Below are 18,789 nucleotides of genomic sequence, written 5' to 3' on the forward strand. Positions count from 1 at the left end.
TCACGGGCATTCCCCGCCGGCTTCGGGGCCGAGCGGCCGCACCTCGGTCCGCTCGCGCGCGACCCGGGGCCGGGTTTCCGGCGCGAACACCCAGCCGATGCAGGCCACGCCCAGGATGACGCCACTGATCAGGAATGCCAGCCCGTAGGACGTGTACTGCGCGATCAGCCCGACCAACAGCGAGCCGCCGATCGATCCGAAGTCGGCCATCATCTGGAACGTCGCGATCGCGGTCCCGCCGCGCGATTTGCTGCCCACCACGTCGGCGACCGCGGCCTGCTGCGGCGACACGAACACCCCGGTGGCCGCTCCGGCGACGTACGCCGCCGCCAGGAACACCGGCAGTGACGTGGTGAACCCGACCAACGCCGTCGACACCGCCGCGAGGCTCAGCCCGAAGATCAACAGCTTGCGCCGCCCTAGCCGATCCGACAGATATCCGCTCGGGATCACCACCGAGATGTTGCCCACCGCGAACGCCGTCAACGCGACGCCTGCCGCACCGGGCCCCCGACCGAGGACCTCCACCACGAACAGCGGCACCAACGCGATCCGCAGACCGAACGACGCCCAGCCGGTCGCGAAGTTCGACAGCAGCGCCGCCCGGTAGGCCCCGTGGCGGAACACCGTCCGGAACGGCACGGCCGCCTCGACATCGTCATCGGATCGGGTGATCACCGTCGAATTGCGCAGGCTCACGAACACCACCGTGGCGGCGACCAGCAGCGCCGCGCCGTAGATCAGGAATGGTGCCGCGAGCCCCAGCCCAGCGGTGAGGCTGCCCAGGATCGGCCCGCCCACCGAGCCGACCATGAACCCCGACGAGAACAACCCGGCGACACGACCGCGTGCGTCCGGGGGTGAGATGCGGATCAGCAGCCCCAGCGACGACACCGTGAACATCGCCGATCCGATGCCGCCAAGAGCGCGGAAAACCAGCAGCTGCCAATAGGTTTCGGCGAACGCGCAGGCGGCGGTGGAGACCGCGACGATGAGCAGTCCGCTGATGTAGACGCGCCGCTCCCCCAGCCGCTGCACCAGCATCCCGGCGGGCGGCGCGCCCACGAGCCGCATCACCGCGAACGCGGTGATGACGAACGTGGCGGCACTGATGCTGACGCCGAAATGCCGGGCGTACTGCGGCAGCACCGGTGCGACGACGCCGTAACCCAGCGCCACCACCACGTTGGCGGCGACGAGCACCCACACCTCGCGCGGCAGGCGCGGGGTCGTGCGTCTGTCGCCGTCGGCGACAGAACTCACGAAATGACCGCCGACACCACTTCCCGAGCCGCCTCCTGCACCTCGGCGAGATGGTCAGGGCCGCGGAACGATTCGGCGTAGATCTTGTACACGTCCTCGGTGCCCGACGGCCGCGCCGCGAACCAGGCGTTCTCCGTCGTCACCTTCAGTCCGCCCAGCGGCGCCCCGTTGCCGGGTGCACTCGTCAGCTTCGCGGTGATCGGCTCTCCCGCCAACTCGGTGGCGCTCACCTGCTCCGGTGACAGCTTGCCCAACCGTGCCTTCTGCTCGCGGTTGGCCGGCGCGTCAATGCGCGCATACGTTGGCGCTCCGTATTTTTCGGACAACTCCCGGTAACGTTCCGACGGTGTGGAGCCGGTAACCGCGAGCATCTCCGACGCCAGCAACGCCAGGATGATGCCGTCCTTGTCGGTGGTCCACACCGAACCGTCGCGGCGCAGGAACGACGCCCCTGCGCTCTCCTCGCCGCCGAAGCCGATCGTCCCGCCGACGAGCCCGTCGACGAACCACTTGAAGCCCACCGGCACCTCGACGAGCGTGCGCCCCAGACCGGCCACCACGCGGTCGATGATCGACGAGCTCACCGCCGTCTTGCCGACCGCCGTCTCCGCCGCCCACTCAGCCCGGTGCGTGAACAGGTAGTCGATCGCCACTGCGAGGTAGTGGTTCGGGTTGAGCAGTCCACCGTCGGGGGTGACGATTCCGTGCCGGTCGGAGTCGGCGTCGTTGCCGGTCGCGATCTGGTACGCATCCCTGTTCGCGATCAACGACGCCATGGCGTTGGGGGAACTGCAGTCCATCCGGATCTTGCCGTCGGTGTCGAGCGTCATGAACCGCCACGTCGCATCGACCAGCGGGTTGACGACGGTGAGCGCCAGATTGTGCCGCTCGGCGATCGCGCCCCAGTAGTCCACGCTGGCGCCGCCCAGCGGATCGGCTCCGATGCGGATGCCTTCGGCGGAGATGACGTGCATGTCGACCACGTTGGGCAGGTCGGCGACGTACGCCTCGAGATAGTCGTGGCGTTGCACCGTGGTCAGCGCCCGCGCCAGCGGCACGCGTTGGACACCCTTCAGACCGTCGCGCAGCAGCTCGTTGGCCCGCTTCGCAATCACTCCGGTGGCGTCGGTGTCGGCGGGCCCGCCATTGGGCGGGTTGTACTTGAAGCCGCCGTCGCGCGGTGGGTTGTGCGATGGCGTGACGACGATGCCGTCGGCGAGCGCGGAGTCGCGGCCTCTGTTGTAGGACAGGATCGCGTGGCTCACCGCCGGCGTCGGGGTGTAGCGATCGGCCGAATCGACCATCGTGACAACGTCATTGGCGGCCAGTACCTCCAGCGCCGACACCCAAGCGGGCTCGGACAGCGCATGCGTGTCGCGCCCGATGAACAGCGGACCCGTGGTGCCCTGCGCGGCGCGGTACTCCACGATCGCCTGCGTGGTCGCCACGATGTGCGCCTCGTTGAAAGCCGCATCCAGACTGGAGCCGCGGTGTCCCGACGTGCCGAACGCCACCTGCTGATCGACGTCGTCCGGATCGGGGACGACGGAGTAGTAGGCCGTCACCACCGCAGCGATGTCGATCAGGTCGTCAGGTTGCGCCGGCTGGCCGGCACGTGGGTTCGCAGCCATGGACTCGATTCTGCTACGCCACGCGCCCCCGCAACACCGGGTACCGGGATCGGATCACCGATACTGTGCGCCATGGGCTCAGACCGGCGCGAGTTGGCCGCGGTGTTCGCGGGGGGCGCCCTCGGCACCCTGGCCCGTGCGGGCCTCGAGGAACTCGCGGCCAGTGACCCCGGGCGCTGGCCGTGGCCCACGTTCACGGTCAACATCGTCGGCGCATTTCTGCTCGGGTTCTTCGTCACCCGCCTGCTCGAACGTCTGCCGGTGTCGAGCTACCGCCGACCGTTGTTGGGCACCGGCATCTGCGGAGGGCTCACGACGTTTTCCACCATGCAGGTCGAGACCGTCAAGATGCTCGAACACGGCCACTACGGCCTGGCCATCTCCTACACCGCGGCCAGCGTGGCCGCCGGCCTGGTGGCGGTCTATCTCGCGACGGCGCTCGTGCGCCGGGTTCGGACGCGTCGATGACCGCGGTGGTGTGGTTCGGCGTCGTCCTACTCGGCGGACTGGGGGCAGTCGCCCGCCTCACCGTCGACAAGGCCGTGTCGCGGCGCATCAGCCGACCGTTTCCGTTCGGCACGCTCGTCGTCAACGTCAGCGGCGCTTTCCTTCTCGGCGCGTTCGCCGGGTTGACGCTGCGGCCGCACGTGGCGCTCCTGGTCGGCACGGCCTTCGTCGGCTCGTACACGACCTTTTCGACGTGGATGCTGGAGACGCAGCGGCTGGCCGAGGAACGTCAGCTGGTCGCGGCGCTGGCCAACATCGGTGTCAGCATCGTCTCGGGCCTGCTCGCCGCGTGGCTCGGTCAGCGCCTGGGAGCTGCACTGTGACCGAAATACACACGCTCACAGTATATTTCGCCGAAAGACAACGGATGGGAGGGCGCTTCGTCGCGGATGCGCTGCTCGAGCTCTGCACCCGTGAAGACGTGGCCGCCAGCATCTGTCTACGTGGCATCGCGGGGTTCGGCACCACGCATGTGCTGCGCACGGACCGCTCGTTGACGCTGTCCGAGGACCCTCCGGTAGCGGTGACGGCCGTCGACAGCCCGGAACGGATCCGTGGGCTCGCCGACGGGGTGGTCGCGCTGGCGCAGCGCGGGGTCATCACTGTCGAGCGGTCATGGCTGGCCCCGGATTCACCGCCCGGCGACGGGGCGGTGCGGCTGTCCCTTCTTCTGGGACGAAAACAGCCGGTCGCCGGCGCACCCGGGTACGTAGCGGTGTGCGAGGTCCTGCACCGGCGCGGATTCGTCACCGCCGACGTCTTCCTCGGCGTCGACGGCACGGTGGCCGGCCAACGCCGGCGGGCTCGTTTCCTGAGCCGCAACACCGATGTACCCCTGCTCGTCACCGGCGTCGGTCCGCGCGCGCAGGCCCCGGCAGCGCTCGACGAACTCACGGCTCTGCTGGACACCGCACTGATCAGCGTCGCCCCGGTCGTCGTCTGCAAAGTCGACGGCCGCACCGTCGCCGAGCCGCCCGGCCACTGGCGCTCCCACAAGATCACGGTGCACACCAATGAGGACACCCGACACGGGGGCAGATCTGGGGGCCGCCCCGTGCACCGCGAGCTCATGACGCGGCTGCGCGCGACCGACCATGCCGGCGGCGCCACCACGTTGCGTGGGCTGTGGGGGTTCCGAGGCAGCCAGCGCCCGCACGGCGACCACTTCCTGCAGATCGGTCGGCACGTACCGGTGACGACCACACTGCTCAGCACCGACACCACGATCGGCGCCGATTACGGCGTCGTCGACCAGGTGACGGCGGAGCACGGCGTGGTCACCTGCGAGCAGGTGTCCGCGCTGGTCGCGGTCCACGATGGCCGGCGGCGCGGCACACTGACGCTCGACTGATCACAGCGCGAGCAGCATTACTCCGCCGGTGATCAGCGCGACCACCTTGACCGCCTCCAACCCGACATAGACGACGTGCGCCCGCGACCGCGGAGCATCCTCGCCAGCCAGCACGCGATCCGAGCGACGTGTCAGCGCCGGGCGCACCAGCAGGACTTGGACCGCCAGCAGCGCGACCGCCGTCACCGTGGCGCCCAACGCGACACCCGTCACGTGCGCGGTCAGCACGCCGACGAGCACCACGACCGCGAGGACGACCTCGCTCGCATTGAGCGCGCGGAACACGAGGCGGCCGATCCCGAGCCCTACGGGCAGTGTGACTCCCGGCGCGCGGAACTTCAGGGGCGCTTCGAGGAAGGAGATCGCCAGCACCATGCCGAACCAGGTGAAGGTCGCCGCCACCGCGACCGCCGAAGCAGCGTGCACATCGGCGAGCTTAGGAGGTGGCACGCTGAGGCGATGGACCGTGTAGCCGAACTCCAGCGCTGGGCCGACTCTGGCGCCGTCTGGGAGGTGATCGGCCGCGCCGCCGGCACGGTCACCGTGGCGCTGCTGCGCTGCGACGGGGGCGAGGAAGCGGCCCGCTTCACCAGTTCCGAGCCAGAGCTGTTGGCCTACCTCGCCGACCGCGACAGCAGTCAGGAGTGAGCGTTCAGGCGTGGGATTTCTTCTTGCCGAACGGCAGAACCGACACGATGCCGACGACCAGCGCACCGACGATCAGCCCGATCACTGCCGAAGCTGCGGTGTTGACCAGCCAGGCCAGCACCGCACCGACCCCACCCACGTGGTGCACGGCCTCCTCGGCGTGGTGCACCAGGGAGTAGGGGCCGTGCCAGCCCAGCGTGTCGGTGCCGACGAGCAGGATGTGCCCGCCCACCCACAGCATCGCCGCCGTTCCCACGACGGACAGGAAACTGAGCAGCTTCGGCATACCCGCCACCAGTCCGCGCCCGATGCGCTGCACGAAGGCACTGGAACGCTGGGTGAAGTGGAGCCCGACGTCATCCATCTTGACGATGCCGGCGACCACGCCGTAGACCGCCACCGTGATCACCACCGCGACGACGAGCAGAATGATGAGCCTCGGCCAAAATGATTCGGAGGCAACCTCGTTCAGCGCGATCACCATGATCTCGGCGGAGAGGATGAAGTCGGTGCGGATCGCGCCGGCCACCATCTGCTTCTCGGCGTCCGGCCCCTGTGCGGCGGCGGTCTCGTGATGGCCGCCGTGGCCGAGCAGCTTGCCGAACACCTTCTCGGCGCCCTCGTAACACAGATACGTCGCGCCCAGCATCAGGATCGGTGTGAGCAGCCACGGTGCGAACTGACTGAGCAGCAGCGCCGCCGGCAGGATGAACACGATCTTGTTGCGCAGCGAGCCGATGGCGATGCGTTTGATGATCGGCAGCTCGCGCTCGGCGGTGACACCGTGCACGTACTGCGGGGTCACCGCGGTGTCGTCGATGACGACCCCGGCAGCCTTGGCGGTCGCCCGCCCCGCGGCCGCGCCGACATCGTCGACGGACGCGGCCGCCAGTCGGGCCAGTGCCGCGACGTCGTCGAGCAGGGCGAACAGCCCCCCGCTCACCGGACACTCCTGATCGCACCTGCGGTCATGGCGGGAAGAGTACCCGCAGCGACCGGTCAGGAGTCTCCCAGCGCCGGACGCACCGGATAAGCGCTCGCCGGTTGTCGGAGCAGCGTGCTAATTTGCGCTGAGATCGTCGGGGGCAGCGCAACAGGTCGCCGACTCAGGGGGGTGCCACATGCGCAAGGCCGTACGCCCGTGGCTGACTGTGGGGGTGGCCGCCGTCGGTGCGGGCGTCACAGTCGTCGCACCGCCGTACGTCCCGGAAAGCCAAGTGCACGTTGCGAATTCAGCAGTGGTTCAGCACGTCACCCGGAGTCCACTGCAGTACTACCCCGAGGTGCTGTCGCGGTCGCTGACCAACGCAGGGCTTCTCGTCGACGAGTACCTCGAGGACCCCTTGCCCGTCGTTCGGGCGATTGCCGACAATCAACATCGCGCCGTCGTCGAGATACTCCGCGCCGCCGCCGAACTGGACCCAGAGGCGTTCGCGCATGCAGTCCTCGCCGCGGTCAACCAACCGGTCGCCGGCGTCGGCCGCGTGGTCGGCAGCGGCGAGCCGTTCCGCACGGCCAACAGCCTGCTGGTCAGACTGACCATGCCCGCGGCCAGCGGTGTGTTGGCCGGCGGGGCAGGCGCAGCCGATACCGTCGCCGCGGTGACCGACCTCGACCCTGTGCGTGCTGCCGGCGCGCTGGTCAACATCCCGGCACGCACTGTCGACGGACTGCTCAACGGCCGCGTCGACGGCGAGAACGACGAATACTTCGGCCTCCTCGGTGACGTCGTGGAAGCCCCTGTGAGCGAGGAAATTTCGGGGCCGTTCGACTATCTGATCCATTCACTGCGCGACATCGGCGAGACGATCTCCGCTCAGCCGCCGGCTGCCGACACCCTCGCCGATCCGGGTGCGGCACCCGACCTGGATGCGCCGACGCTGACGGTGCACTCGAATGGCGAAGACACCCCTGCAGTACAGCCTCCCCCCGAACGGGCGGACAGCCGAGCCGAGGGTGAGGCCGAGAGCGAGGGCGCTCCCGCGCGGGATCGGCCGGAAAGCCCCCGGCCGACGCAGAGACGCCATGGCGCGACACCGCGCCACGCTGAGCCGTCCGCCCCTCGCCACGCGCGCGGAACCGACGCGCCGTCAGGCACCGACAGGCCTTCGGCGTAGCTCGGGGAGTTTCGGGGGACGGAGGCTCGGGTATCTGCGGGGCACCCTGCGACAGATTGGTGGCCCATGAAATCCCCGAGGACTGCACTGGCCGTGTTCGGCGGCGCGACGTTGCTCGTGTTCGCCGTCGGTTGTGGAGGCGGTGAGAGCGGCGACTCGAGCAGCACGTCGTCGACCACCGAGAGCAGTACCAGCACGAGCACCACGACGCCGGCCAGCACCGCGCCGACGATGAGTACGAGCCCGGCACCCGGCGGTGCGACCGGTGGCGGCGGAGCCGACGGCGGCGGCGGTGCCATCCCGGGCGGGCCTTCCGGTGGCGGCGACGCCAACGGTGGCGGTGGCTCCATCCCCGGCGGCCCGACCGGCAGCGGCGGACCCGGCGGAGGCGGCGGCTCCATCCCCGGCGGACCCACGGGCAGCGGCGGACCCGGCGGAGGCGGCGGCTCCATCCCCGGCGGACCCACCGGCAGCGGCGGACCCGGCGGAGGCGGCGGCTGCGTGCCCGGCGTCGGCTGCGTCACGGTTCCCTGAGCCCGTCGATGCCTTCAGCCCGTCCTGCCGTGTTGTTCGACGTCGACGGCACCCTCGTGGACTCGAACTATCTGCACATCTACGCCTGGATTCGCGCCTTCGACGCAGAAGGCGTGGGATTCGAGGCGTGGCGGATCCATCGGTGCATCGGCATGGACGGCACGACGCTGGTGAAGACCCTGGCCGGTGACGACACCGGCCAGGGTCAGCTCGATGAACTCAAGAGCAAGCACAGCGAGTTCTACCGGGAGAGTGCGCACCTGCTCACTCCCCTGCCCGGCGCGCGCGACCTGCTGCGGCGCGTCGCGGACCTCGGCCTGCAGGTGGTGCTCGCGACCTCCGCGCCCGACGACGAATTGCGCACGCTGCGTGAGGTTCTCGACTGCGACGACGTGGTGTCCGAGGTGACGTCGTCCGAGGACGTCGACACCGCCAAACCACAACCCGACATCGTCGAGGTCGCACTGGAGCGGGCCGGCGTCACCGCCGCAGAGGCGGTGTTCGTCGGCGACGCGGTCTGGGACTGCGAGGCTGCCCGCCGGGTCGACCTGACCTCGGTCGGTGTCCTCTCCGGCGGCGTGTCGAGGGGCGAGTTGTCCGAGGCGGGCGCGGCTGCCGTATTCGAGAACGCCGCCGACTTGTTGGTGCACCTCGACGCGACGCCAATCGGCAAACTCGCCGCTAGCTCCTGAGGGCGGCCAGTCTGCGCCGTGACGCCGGGCTGGGCACGTGCTGCGGCCACCAGAACCACCGGCCCAGCATCGTGGCCATCGCCGGCGTCATGAACGAGCGCACGATCAGTGTGTCGAACAGCAAACCCAGTGCGATCGTGGTTCCGACCTGCGCCATCACCGCCAGGTCGCTGAAGGCGAACGAGGCCATCGTGAACGCGAACACCAACCCCGCCGAGGTGACCACCGAACCGGTGCCCGCCATCGCGCGGATGATGCCTGTCTTCAGCCCGCCTTCCTTCTCCTCTTTGAACCGCGAGACGAGCAGCAGGTTGTAGTCCGAACCGACGGCGAGCAGCAGGATCACCGACATCGGCAGCACCATCCAGTGCAGCTCGAGGCCGATCAGGTGTTGCCACAGCAGAATCGACAGACCGAAGGACGCGCCGAGGGACAGCAGCACCGTACCGACGATGACCGCCGCGGCGATCGCGGCCCGGGTGATGATCAGCATGATGACGAAGATCAAGGTGACGGCGGCGATTCCGGCGATCAGCAGGTCGTAGTGCGAGCCGTCCTTCATGTCCTTGTAGGTGGCCGCGGTGCCGGCGAGGAAGACCTTCGATCCCTCCAGCGGGGTGCCCTTGATCGCCTCTTTGGCCGCCGTCTTGATCGGGTCCACCTTGTCGAGGCCCTCGATGGTCGCCGGGTCGCCCTCGTGGCTGATGATGAACCGCACTGATTTGCCATCGGGCGAGATGAACTGCGCGATACCGCGCTGAAAGGCCTTGTTGGTGAACACTTCCGGCGGCAGGTAGAACGAATCGTCGTTACGCGAATCGTCGAAGGCCTCCCCCATCGCCGACGCGTTGTCCTGCTGCGCCGCCATCTGGTCCTGCATGCCCTTCTGCGACTGGTACATCGTCAGCATCATCGACTTCATCGACCGCATGGTCTCGATCTGAGAAGGCAGCAGCTCCACCAGCTGCGGCATCAACGTGTCGAGGCGTTCCAGGTCGGGAACGATGGCGGCGATGTCGTCGCTCATCGTGTTGATCCCGTCGAGGGTGTCGAACACCGAGCGGATCGCCCAGCACACCGGGATGTTGTAGCAGTGCGGTTCCCAGTAGAAGTAGCTGCGCAGCGGACGGATGAAGTCGTCGAAGTTGGCGATGTTGTCACGGAGGGTCGCGACGTCGACGGCGGTGTCTTTCGTCTTGAGCACCAACTGGTGCGTGGTGTCGCGCATCTGCTGGGTGATGCCGTACATCTTCTGCATCGTGTCGATGGTCTTCTGGATCTCGTCGGCCTGCGTGAGCATGTCACCCATCCGGTCCTGCTGATACTTCTGGTTCAGCTGCATGAGCGTGCCCTGCATGCTCATCTGGAACGGGATGGTGCTGTGCTTGATCGGCTTGCCGTCGGGGCGGGTGATCGTCTGCACGCGGGCGACACCAGGTACCCGGAACAGGGCCTTGGCGATCTTGTCGATGACGAGGAAGTCCGCCGGATTCCGGAGGTCGCGGTCGCTCTGAACCATCAGCAGTTCGGGATTCATCCGCGCCGTGCCGAAGTGGCGATCCGCCGCGGCGTACCCGACGTTCGCCGGGATGTCGGACGGCAGGTAGTTTCGCGCGTCGTAGTTGGTCTTGTAGCCGGGAAGGGTGACCAGCCCGACGAGCGCGAGCGCCAGCGTCGCTCCCAGCACCGGCCCGGGCCAGCGCACCACCATCGTGCCGATGCGGCGCCAGCCGCGGGAGCTGATCGCGCGCTTGGGAGTGAAAGCTCCGAAACGGCCCGCGATCACCACCACCGCGGGCCCGAGCGTCATTGCGGCCAGCACTGCCACCAAGGTGCCGACCGCACAGGGCACGCCGAGTGAGTTGAAGTACGGCAACCGCGTGAAGCTCAGACACGACATGGCGCCCGCGATCGTCAGACCCGAGCCGAGGATGACGTGCGCGGTGCCGTTGAACATCGTGTAGAACGCCGTCACCCGATCCTGGCCCGCGCCGAGCGCCTCCTGGTAGCGCCCTATGGCGAAGATCGCGTAGTCGGTACCCGCCGCGATGACCATCAGCACCAAGAGATTCACCGCGAACGTGGACAGCCCGATGACGTTGTTGATCGCCAGGAAGGACACGATGCCACGGGCCGCGCCGAGCTCGATGAACACCATGAACAGGATCAGCAGCATCGTGACGACGGACCGGTAGACGAGCAGGAGCATGATCGCGATGACGCCGATGGTGATCAGCGTGACGCGGAAGATGCTCCTGTCGCCTGCGTGCGCCTGGTCGGCGATCAGCGGCGCCGGCCCGGTCAGGTAGGTCGTCATGCCCGGCGGCGCGGGGGTGGAGTCGATGAGTTCGCGCACCGCGGCGACCGACTCGTTGGCCAGTGGTTCGCCCTGATTGCCGTGCAGGTTGATCTGGACGTACGCGGCCTTGCCGTCCGCGCTCTGGGCCCCCGAGGCGGTCAGCGGGTCGCCCCAGAAATCGGCGACGTGCTGAACGTGGGCCTTGTCGGCCTCGAGCTTGTCGACGAGCGTGTCGTAGTAGCGGTGCGCTTCGTCGCCGAGTGGGTGGTCCCCCTCGAGCACGATCATCGCGGTGCTGTCGGAGTCGAACTCCTCGAAGTTCGCGCCGATCTGCTTCATCGAGATGTAGGCGGGTCCGTCCTTGGCGGCCAGACCCACGGTGCGGTCTTCGCCGACCTTCTCCAGCGACGGGAGGAGCACGTTGGTCCCGACGGTCAGCAGGAGCCAGCCCAGCAGAATGGGCACGGCGAGGGCGCGCACGACCCGCGCCACTCCCGAGTGCTCATTCGCCATCGTGCATCGTCCCCATCAAGCCTGACCTCGCCCTTTTCCAGGCCTTTTCCGGGCCCATTCCAGACCCACGTCGTGGAGTCGCCCGCGCATCACCCGGCGCGTCGAAGATACATACAACTAGCTCATCAAATCTTTCGCTGTCGATCCGGGCAGACGTTACCGGTTCGCCACCCTGTCGTCGGCCCTGCGCTCGCGAACGTCACTGTTGCGTTGCTCCGTAGGCTGGCGGAATGCGTTCGGAGCTGTGCGACTGATGTCGTCAGAGGAGCGCGCGGGGGTCGACCTGACCAACCTCGACCAGCCCCTCGACGGGGATGGCGGGGCGACCAAACGCGACCTCGTCGACTACCTGGACGCGATCTCCGACCGGATGCTCCCGGTGCTGGCCGATCGGCCCTTGACCGTCCTGCGCGTGCTGCGCGGCCGTGCCCCGTTCATGCAGAAGAACCTGCCGACGTACACCCCGGAATGGGTGCCGACCGTGCAGATGTGGGCGGAGGCGTCGCACCGCGACGTTCGCTACGCGCTCTGCAACGACCGGCGCACGCTGCTGTGGCTGGCCAACCAGCGTGCCGTCGAGTACCACCCGGCGCTGGGCCTGGCCGGCGACGTTCACCGGCCCACCCACCTGATCCTCGACCTCGACCCACCCGACGGTGCAGACTTCACCGCGGTCGTCTCGGTCGCGGAACTGGCCCGTCGGGCCCTGCAGGACGTGGGGTTGACGGGCGCGGTGAAGACCAGCGGGTCGAGAGGTCTGCACGTCTTCGTCCCGGTCGAGCTGGGCGGGCTGCAGACTCCGGGTGAGGACGTGGCCGCGGCCACCCGCGCGCTCGCGGCGCGGGCCGAGGCGCTCGATCCGGCGATCGCGACCACGGCGTTCATCGTCTCCGACCGGGCCGGCAAGGTGTTCATCGATGCCACCCGCTCGGGTGGGGCGACCGTCGCCGCGGCGTACAGCCCACGCCTACGCCCCGGGACGCCGGTGTCGTTTCCGGTCGCATGGTCGGAGCTCGACAGCGTGCACCCGTCGGATTTCACGATCACCACGGCGGTGGAGCTGCTCGGCGGACGGGACCCGTGGGCCGAGGCGATGCCGATGCCGCAGCGGCTGCCCGACGAGCTGATCGAGCACGGACGGACGATCCCCGTCGCACGGGTGGCGGCGATGCACGAGGGCAAGCGACGTGCCCGCGCCCGCCGGCAGGCCGGAAACTGAACTACTGGGCCGTCTGAACTACTGGGGCGGCGCGGCCTGCACCGTCGTGACCTTGTCCAGGCCGCTGACCGTCAGGACCGACATCAGGATCGGGTTGACGAGCACATCGATGGCGTCGGCATGGTCGAACAGCACGTTGATGGCGCCACTGTCCAGATATTCGATCCGGGTCAGATCGACGCGCACCGGGGCTTCGTCGCCGGTGCGCACCGCAGCGCCGAGGGCCTCGGAGAACACGGCGACATTGCTCAGGTCGAGTTCGCCTGCCGCCGCCACCACTGTTGTGCCGTCGTCGCGGCGGTCGGTGTGCACCTCCAGCGGAGTGGCCATCACGCGATCCTCGCCTGCATGTGCACCGTGGTGCCGGTCGTCTGGGAGTCGATGGACACATCCTGCATCAGGGCATGCATCAGCCCGAGGCCGCGTCCCCGATGGATCGCCGGCGTCTCGGCCTGCGGTTTCCAGCGGCCCGTGTCGCGGATCGTCACCTGGAGGTGGTCGGCGAACGCGCTGGCATGCAGGCTGACCGTCCCGCCGGGGTCGTCGCGGTGGCCGTGCTCGATCGCGTTCGCCACCGCCTCACCGACCGCGATCAGCACGTCGAGCGTCTGCTCCTGGCTGACACCTGCGCTCCCGAGCCACGTCCGCAGGGCGGCGCGGCTCGGCGCCAGCTCGGCCACGTCGGCGGTCATGTCGATCTCCAGCGGCGCGGGCTGCCGGTAGAGCAGCAGCGCCACGTCGTCGTCGTAACCGCTGTCCGGCGCCAGCCCGGTCATGATCACGTCGGCCAATTCGTCGAGCGCGGTGCCGCGATGAGCACCGACGACGCCGGTGGCGCGGGCGATGCCGTCGTCGATCGATTCCCTGCGGCGCTCGACCAGGCCGTCGGTGTAGAGCAGCAGGGTGGCACGCGGCGGCATCGTGACGCGCGTTTCGGGGCGCGGCTGCCCGTATCTGACGGCCAGCGGTGTGGAGCGGGCGTCGTCGAGCAGTTCTGTCGTCTTGTCGGCGAAAACCAGAATGGGCGGCGGATGCCCGGCGCAGGAGTAGGTCAGCTCGCCGGTCCCGGGGGTGAGGACCGCACAGAACGCGGTGGTGCACCGCGCCCCGGGAAGGCGCGCGGCGAAGCGGTCGAGCGCCGACAGCGTCGCGGCAGGGCTGGGATGCTCGAGGAGCAGGGCCCGACACGCACTGCGCAGCTGACCCATCACCGTCGCGGCGGCCAGTCCGTGCCCGACACAGTCACCGACGATCAACCCGATCCGGCCGTCGTCGAGGTCGACGACGTCGTACCAGTCCCCGCCGACCTGCAGCGGCCGGGTGGCGGGTTGGTAGCGCACCGCGAACCCCGTCGAGAGGGCCGGCCCGAGAATCGCGTGCTGCAACGCCAGCGCGGTCTCGCGCTGCTGGTCGATCTGGTGTACCCGCTGCAGCCCCTGACCGAGCCGGCCGGCGAGCACCGTGAGCAGTGTGTGGTCTTCGGCGGTGAACCGGCGCTGCTCGAGGAGCTCGATGTGGATCACCAGGATGCCGCGGGGGTGTTGCATGGCCACCCCGGCCGACCCGGGCTCCGAGGTAGCCGGGTCCAGCAAATCGCCGTCGCGCAGCGTGGTGATCGCGCGCTGCGCACGCTCGGACAATCCGCCCCAGCCTGCGACACTCTCCCCGGCGCTCACGACATGTGGTGCGCTGGAGCGTGATCCGGAGCCATCCGCCGGGAACGTCACGGCGACCACCCGGCGGGCGTGCCAGACGCCACGCAGCTGCTCGGCGGCGGCCCGCACCGCGTCGCCGAGCGTATCCGCCTGTGCCAGAGCATCACTGAGTGACGCCAGCGCGGACTCGCGCTGAACCAGGTAGTGCTCGGCGGTGACATCACGCATGGTGCCGACCACCACCTTGCGGCCGGTGTCCGGGTCCTCGGAGTGGGTGAACGTCGCGGTGACCCAGAGCCGGTGCCCGTCACGGTGAGTGACGGGCACGTGATTGATGGTGCCGTGCGGCTGGTCCATCAGGCTGCCGAACGCCTCGGCGACCTCGCGGTGGGCGTCGGCGTCCGTGTCGGCCGACGGCCACCAGGGATACACCGGCGCATACGGCAGGCCGGACGCGTCGAATCCGAGGATGTCGGTGAACGCGCCGTTGATCTCGATGACCGAGCCGCCCTCGTCGCACAGGAAGAACGCCTCCTGCAGCGAGTCGACCAGCGCGGTGCGCCATCGCGCGTGATGGTCACGGAGGCGGGCGAGTTCGACATTGGTGCGCACGCGGGCCAGCAGTTCGGCCGCGGCGAACGGCTTGACCATGTAGTCGTCTGCCCCGGCCTGAAGACCGCTGATGGACGCCTCTTGCCCGGCACGGGCGGACAGCAACAGCACCGGGACCGCGGCGGTTCGCCGGTCGGCGCGCAGGGCCGACACCAGGGCGAGCCCGTCGAGCCCCGGCATCATCACATCGCTGATCACCATCTCCGGGGGGTTGGCGCGCACCGATTCCAGCGCCCGCACACCGTCGGTGACGGCGTCGACCACGTAACCGTCGGATCGCAGCAATCGGGTCAGGTAGTCCCGCATGTCGGCGTTGTCGTCGGCGACGAGCACCCGAACCGGCGCCCCGGAGAGCGGCGACTGCGGTGCGTCAGCGCCGGAAACCGTTGCGGTAAACCGATTGTCGGTGTCCGCTTCACCCTGCCAGCGCATCGCCTCTTCGACGTAGGCGTCCGCCGAGGCGCCGAGGCGGCGGACCGATTCCGACGCGATCGCTTCGGCAGGGAGATGATCGGTGCCGAACGGCAGCCGGATGTCGAAGGTGGTGCCCACGCCGTGGGTACTGTCCACATCGATGGTCCCGCCGTGCAATTCGACGAGTTCCTTGACCAGCGCGAGCCCGATACCGCTGCCCTCGTGCGAGCGGGCCGCGACGTTCTCGATGCGATGGAACCGCTCGAACAGGCGCGGGATCTCGTCGGTCGGCACCCCGGTCCCGGTGTCCGACACGGTGATCAACGCCCCGTCGCCGTCCTGGCGGACGGAGACCGAGATCGTGCCGTCGAACGTGAACTTGAGGGCATTCGACAGCAGGTTGAAAACGATCTTCTCCCACATGTCGGTGTCGACGTAGACCGGCTGATCGAGCGCCGCGCAATCCACCGCAAACGTCAACCCCGCCCGTTCCACGGCGGACCGGAACACGCTCGCCAGTTCCGCGGTCGCCGCACCGACATCGACGGGCACATAGGTCGCCTGCGCCCGGCCGGCTTCGATGCGCGAGAAATCGAGGAGGGTGTTCACCAGTTTGGTCAGCCGTAACCCGTTGCGCCACACCACGTCGAGCTCTTCACGGGTGGAGGTGTCGACATCCTCGCGGCGCCGAAGCTCGGCCACGGGATCGAGGATCAGGGTCAGCGGCGTGCGGAACTCATGGCTGATGTTGGAGAAGAAGGTGGTCTTCGCCCGGTCGAGTTCGGCGAGTTCCTCGGCCCGGCGCTGTTGCGCGCGGTAGCTGCGGGCCAGGCTGACACCGGCGGCGAGGTGGCCCGCTACCAGAGTCACGAAGCCGCGGTAGCCCTCGTCGAGCGGTCGATAGCGGTTCAGTCCGGCCACCAGGAACCCCACCGGCGCGCCGCCACCCTGCTGCAGGAGCGGGGTCACCAACGCCTGGGTGGGCGATTCTCGCCAGTCACCGGTCGGCATGGGCGGGAAGTCGTCGAGATCGACGACGATCGTCTGGCCTGCCGCGGCCGGCGCGACCGGCCAGATGTCACCGTCCGCTGCGATGACTGCCGCCGCCGCGGGATGATCCGCTCCGATCCCGCTCATCCCTGCCAGGCGCCCAATTCCGTCGGCGTCCAAGAGGTACGTCAGCGTGAACGGCAGGTCCCGAAGGTTGTGGCTCAACTGCCGATCGGCGAACGCGAGGATCTCCGTTTCGGTGCGGGCGACACTGGGATCGGAGCCCAGATCGCGCAGCGTGGCCATCCGACGTTCACCGATCACCTGCACGGTGTCCTCGCTGACGACGCAGAGCAGACCGACCACGGTGCCGGTGTCGTCGCGCAGCGGGCTGTAGGAGAACGTGTGGTAGGACTCCTCCGGGTAACCGGAGCGTTCGAGGAACAGCAGCAGCGCAGCGTCCCAGGTCGCGTCGCCGGTGGACATCACGTGCTCGATGCGGGGGTAGATGTCGGCCCAGATCTCCGCCCAGACTTCGCGCGCGGGCCGGCCGAGCGCCCAGGGGTACTTGCGCGCCAACGTGTCCCGGCGGTAGGCCTCGTTGCAGAAGAAGGTCAGCTCTGGACCCCACGCCATCCACATCGAGAACCGCGAGGACAACAGGATGCTGACCGCGGTCTGCAGGCTCTGTGCCCACTGCTGCGGCTGACCCAGCGGAGTGGCGGCCCAGTCCACCCGAGCGAGGTCCCGGCCGATCTCGCCGCCATCCGTGAACGGGCCGGGAGACGTCACAGCGAACCGGCGTCCGTTGCCAACGCTTTCGCGACGGAGGGAAAGGGACGCAGCACGGTGTCCAGCTTGGTCACCTCGATCGGCCGGATCACCTCCGGGTTGTCGGCGACCACGCGAACCGCGACGCCGACGTCGCGGCCCCGCTCATAGCAGCCCAGTACGGCGTTCAACCCTGCGCTGCCGAAGTAGGTCACCCGTGTCAGGTCGATGATCAACACCTTCGTCGGGGCCGTCGCGCCGGTGGACAGACCGCCGTCGAGCGCATCGACGAGCGCACCGACTGAGTTCGAATCGACGTCACCGCGGACGCACACCACCACCGCGCCACCGTCAACATCCTGTACGACGTCCAGCAACCCCACACACCTTCGTATCCACCATCACCGGCCCCATCATCGGCGCTCGGCGTTCGAGCCGACCCGTTCGTGCACCGTGAGCATCAGATGGTCGACCTGGCGGCGTACACCCCCGCTGTCGACCGTAACCGCACTCAGCTCGGACACCAGCTGCGCCGCCAGTGCTCGCAGCTTCGTGTTGGTTTCTTGCGACCTCCACAGCAACAGCTTGAACGCCTGATCGGCGTCCACGCCGTAGACCAGCATCAGTGCGCCCTTGGCCTGTTCGATGGCCGCTCTGGCTTCGAAGAGATCGGGCAGCGACTCGTCGAGCGCCGCACGTCGCTCCCTGTCGAGGGTTTCGGTCAGATCGACGTAATAGCCTTCGGTGCCGACGACCGCACCCTCGTCGTCGTACATCCGATCGGCGATCACGATCACGTCGTGCTCGACGCCGCCGGTGTCGACGAAGCGATGCTTGCTGTTGAACGAGCCGCCGAAGTGCAACGCGTAGTCGAGCAGTTCCTGGACGGGCCGGCGGTCCTCGGGGTGCTTGTGGGAGAGCAACAGCTCGGTGGTCGGCTCGATGGCGCCGGGTTCGTAGCCGTGCATCCGCGCCACCTCATCCGACCATTCCCAGCGCTGCCCGACGAACCAGAAGCGGAATCCGCCGGCCGGCAGCTGACTGGTCGACGACGACGGTCCGGCCGACGGCGGCCCGGAAGACGAGGCGGAGGCGCGGGCGGATTCCGGCATGCCGCCATTATCCCATCACCCCTCCGCCGGATCGGCCTTCTGCTCAGAAGTCATGTTCCGACAGCAGATGTGGTGCCCGATTCGGCACTGTGCGGCCCGAACTCGTGCGCGATCGTGACCACGACGTCAGCCGGGAACCCGCCGCGGCGGGCGTGCTCACGGATGGCGTCCTCGTCGTCTGCCTCGTGTACGCAATAGATCTTGTCCCCCGCGACATAGCTGGTCACCCAGCGATAGGGGACGCCGAGGGAGTCGACGGCGGCGTTGGACGTGCAGGCGATGGTCGCCAGCTGTTCCTCGGTCAGCTCCGATGCCCCGGGGATGTGCCGCTCGATGAGGAATCTCTGCATGAGCCTCTCCTGTTCTCGATTCTCGTGGTCCGGCCCGTGCCGGACGTCGTCGACTCTGGTCGATACGGCGACCACGGTCATCGGGAGAACCTCCCCATTTACCTAGGTGAC

18 protein-coding genes are annotated in these 18,789 nt (G+C 68.6%); 8 read left to right on the forward strand and 10 right to left on the reverse strand.

Annotated features, from left to right (window positions below):
* Positions 1-1,263, reverse strand: coding sequence for an MFS transporter (locus ACZYYX_RS23805; RefSeq protein WP_463817085.1), 1,263 nt, complete (start codon positions 1,261-1,263; stop codon positions 1-3).
* The gene (gene pgm, locus ACZYYX_RS23810; protein ID WP_463817086.1) at positions 1,260-2,894 is read right to left on the reverse strand and encodes a phosphoglucomutase (alpha-D-glucose-1,6-bisphosphate-dependent); all 1,635 of its coding nucleotides are present in this window, start codon (positions 2,892-2,894) and stop codon (positions 1,260-1,262) included. The genes ACZYYX_RS23805 and pgm overlap by 4 nt, the downstream gene beginning before the upstream one ends.
* Positions 2,895-2,966: 72 nt before the next feature.
* Here pgm and crcB (ACZYYX_RS23815) point away from each other — a divergent pair, with 72 nt between their 5' ends.
* The 3 genes from crcB (ACZYYX_RS23815) to ACZYYX_RS23825 are packed head-to-tail and all read left to right on the forward strand — an operon-like array spanning position 2,967 to position 4,752.
* Positions 2,967-3,362 carry a fluoride efflux transporter CrcB gene (gene crcB / locus ACZYYX_RS23815; RefSeq protein WP_463817087.1) on the forward strand — a complete coding sequence of 132 codons (396 nt, stop codon included), beginning with the start codon at positions 2,967-2,969 and terminating at the stop codon, positions 3,360-3,362.
* Positions 3,359-3,724: a fluoride efflux transporter CrcB gene (crcB, locus tag ACZYYX_RS23820; RefSeq protein WP_463817088.1), complete on the forward strand. Its 366-nt coding sequence runs from the start codon at positions 3,359-3,361 to the stop codon at positions 3,722-3,724. The genes crcB (ACZYYX_RS23815) and crcB (ACZYYX_RS23820) overlap by 4 nt, the downstream gene beginning before the upstream one ends.
* Positions 3,721-4,752 carry a DUF190 domain-containing protein gene (locus ACZYYX_RS23825; protein WP_463817089.1) on the forward strand — a complete coding sequence of 344 codons (1,032 nt, stop codon included), beginning with the start codon at positions 3,721-3,723 and terminating at the stop codon, positions 4,750-4,752. The genes crcB (ACZYYX_RS23820) and ACZYYX_RS23825 overlap by 4 nt, the downstream gene beginning before the upstream one ends.
* On the opposite strand, the gene ACZYYX_RS23830 is transcribed toward ACZYYX_RS23825, so the two are convergent.
* Complete coding sequence (locus tag ACZYYX_RS23830) at positions 4,753-5,127, reverse strand: hypothetical protein (protein WP_463817219.1); 375 nt, start codon at positions 5,125-5,127, stop codon at positions 4,753-4,755. It lies immediately after the preceding gene.
* Between the two features lie 84 nt (positions 5,128-5,211).
* On the opposite strand from ACZYYX_RS23830, the gene ACZYYX_RS23835 reads away from it, so the two are divergent.
* A complete protein-coding gene (locus ACZYYX_RS23835; protein WP_463817090.1) occupies positions 5,212-5,400 on the forward strand; it encodes a hypothetical protein in 189 nt (62 codons plus the stop codon).
* Positions 5,401-5,404: 4 nt separating this feature from the next.
* Here ACZYYX_RS23835 and ACZYYX_RS23840 read toward each other — a convergent pair whose 3' ends face one another.
* Positions 5,405-6,343, reverse strand: a complete 939-nt coding sequence (locus tag ACZYYX_RS23840; RefSeq protein ID WP_463817091.1) for a DUF808 domain-containing protein — start codon at positions 6,341-6,343, stop codon at positions 5,405-5,407.
* Positions 6,344-6,521: 178 nt separating this feature from the next.
* Between ACZYYX_RS23840 and ACZYYX_RS23845 the strand changes: the two genes are divergently transcribed.
* The 3 genes from ACZYYX_RS23845 to ACZYYX_RS23855 all read left to right on the forward strand — a co-directional run bounded on the left by ACZYYX_RS23845 (position 6,522) and on the right by ACZYYX_RS23855 (position 8,743).
* Entirely contained in the window at positions 6,522-7,517 is a 996-nt protein-coding gene (locus tag ACZYYX_RS23845) for a hypothetical protein (protein WP_463817092.1), read from the forward strand.
* A gap of 66 nt (positions 7,518-7,583) precedes the next feature.
* On the forward strand, positions 7,584-8,051 hold the full coding sequence (locus ACZYYX_RS23850; protein ID WP_463817093.1) for a hypothetical protein: 468 nt from the start codon (positions 7,584-7,586) through the stop codon (positions 8,049-8,051).
* Positions 8,052-8,059: 8 nt separating this feature from the next.
* Positions 8,060-8,743, forward strand: a complete 684-nt coding sequence (locus ACZYYX_RS23855; RefSeq protein WP_463817094.1) for an HAD family hydrolase — start codon at positions 8,060-8,062, stop codon at positions 8,741-8,743.
* Here the strand turns inward: ACZYYX_RS23855 and ACZYYX_RS23860 are convergent.
* Positions 8,733-11,555: an MMPL/RND family transporter gene (locus ACZYYX_RS23860; protein WP_463817096.1), complete on the reverse strand. Its 2,823-nt coding sequence runs from the start codon at positions 11,553-11,555 to the stop codon at positions 8,733-8,735. The genes ACZYYX_RS23855 and ACZYYX_RS23860 overlap by 11 nt on opposite strands.
* A gap of 253 nt (positions 11,556-11,808) precedes the next feature.
* Here ACZYYX_RS23860 and ACZYYX_RS23865 point away from each other — a divergent pair, with 253 nt between their 5' ends.
* Positions 11,809-12,774 (forward strand): DNA polymerase domain-containing protein, encoded by a 966-nt coding sequence (locus ACZYYX_RS23865; RefSeq protein ID WP_463817097.1) that lies wholly within the window; start codon positions 11,809-11,811, stop codon positions 12,772-12,774.
* 18 nt (positions 12,775-12,792) lie between these two features.
* Here the strand turns inward: ACZYYX_RS23865 and ACZYYX_RS23870 are convergent, their stop codons facing one another.
* The 5 genes from ACZYYX_RS23870 to ACZYYX_RS23890 are packed head-to-tail and all read right to left on the reverse strand — an operon-like array spanning position 12,793 to position 18,759.
* Positions 12,793-13,104 (reverse strand): STAS domain-containing protein, encoded by a 312-nt coding sequence (locus tag ACZYYX_RS23870; protein ID WP_463817099.1) that lies wholly within the window; start codon positions 13,102-13,104, stop codon positions 12,793-12,795.
* The gene (locus ACZYYX_RS23875) at positions 13,104-17,237 is read right to left on the reverse strand and encodes a SpoIIE family protein phosphatase (RefSeq protein ID WP_463817100.1); all 4,134 of its coding nucleotides are present in this window, start codon (positions 17,235-17,237) and stop codon (positions 13,104-13,106) included. The genes ACZYYX_RS23870 and ACZYYX_RS23875 overlap by 1 nt, the downstream gene beginning before the upstream one ends.
* Entirely contained in the window at positions 17,234-17,599 is a 366-nt protein-coding gene (locus tag ACZYYX_RS23880; RefSeq protein WP_463817102.1) for an STAS domain-containing protein, read from the reverse strand. Before ACZYYX_RS23880 ends, ACZYYX_RS23875 begins: the two co-directional genes overlap by 4 nt.
* Positions 17,600-17,629: 30 nt before the next feature.
* On the reverse strand, positions 17,630-18,328 hold the full coding sequence (locus tag ACZYYX_RS23885) for a PAS and ANTAR domain-containing protein (protein ID WP_463817103.1): 699 nt from the start codon (positions 18,326-18,328) through the stop codon (positions 17,630-17,632).
* 50 nt (positions 18,329-18,378) lie between these two features.
* Complete coding sequence (locus ACZYYX_RS23890; protein ID WP_463817105.1) at positions 18,379-18,759, reverse strand: DUF4242 domain-containing protein; 381 nt, start codon at positions 18,757-18,759, stop codon at positions 18,379-18,381.
* Between the last annotated feature and the right edge of the window lie 30 nt (positions 18,760-18,789).

The organism is Mycobacterium sp. IDUB_1 (genome assembly GCF_055419625.1).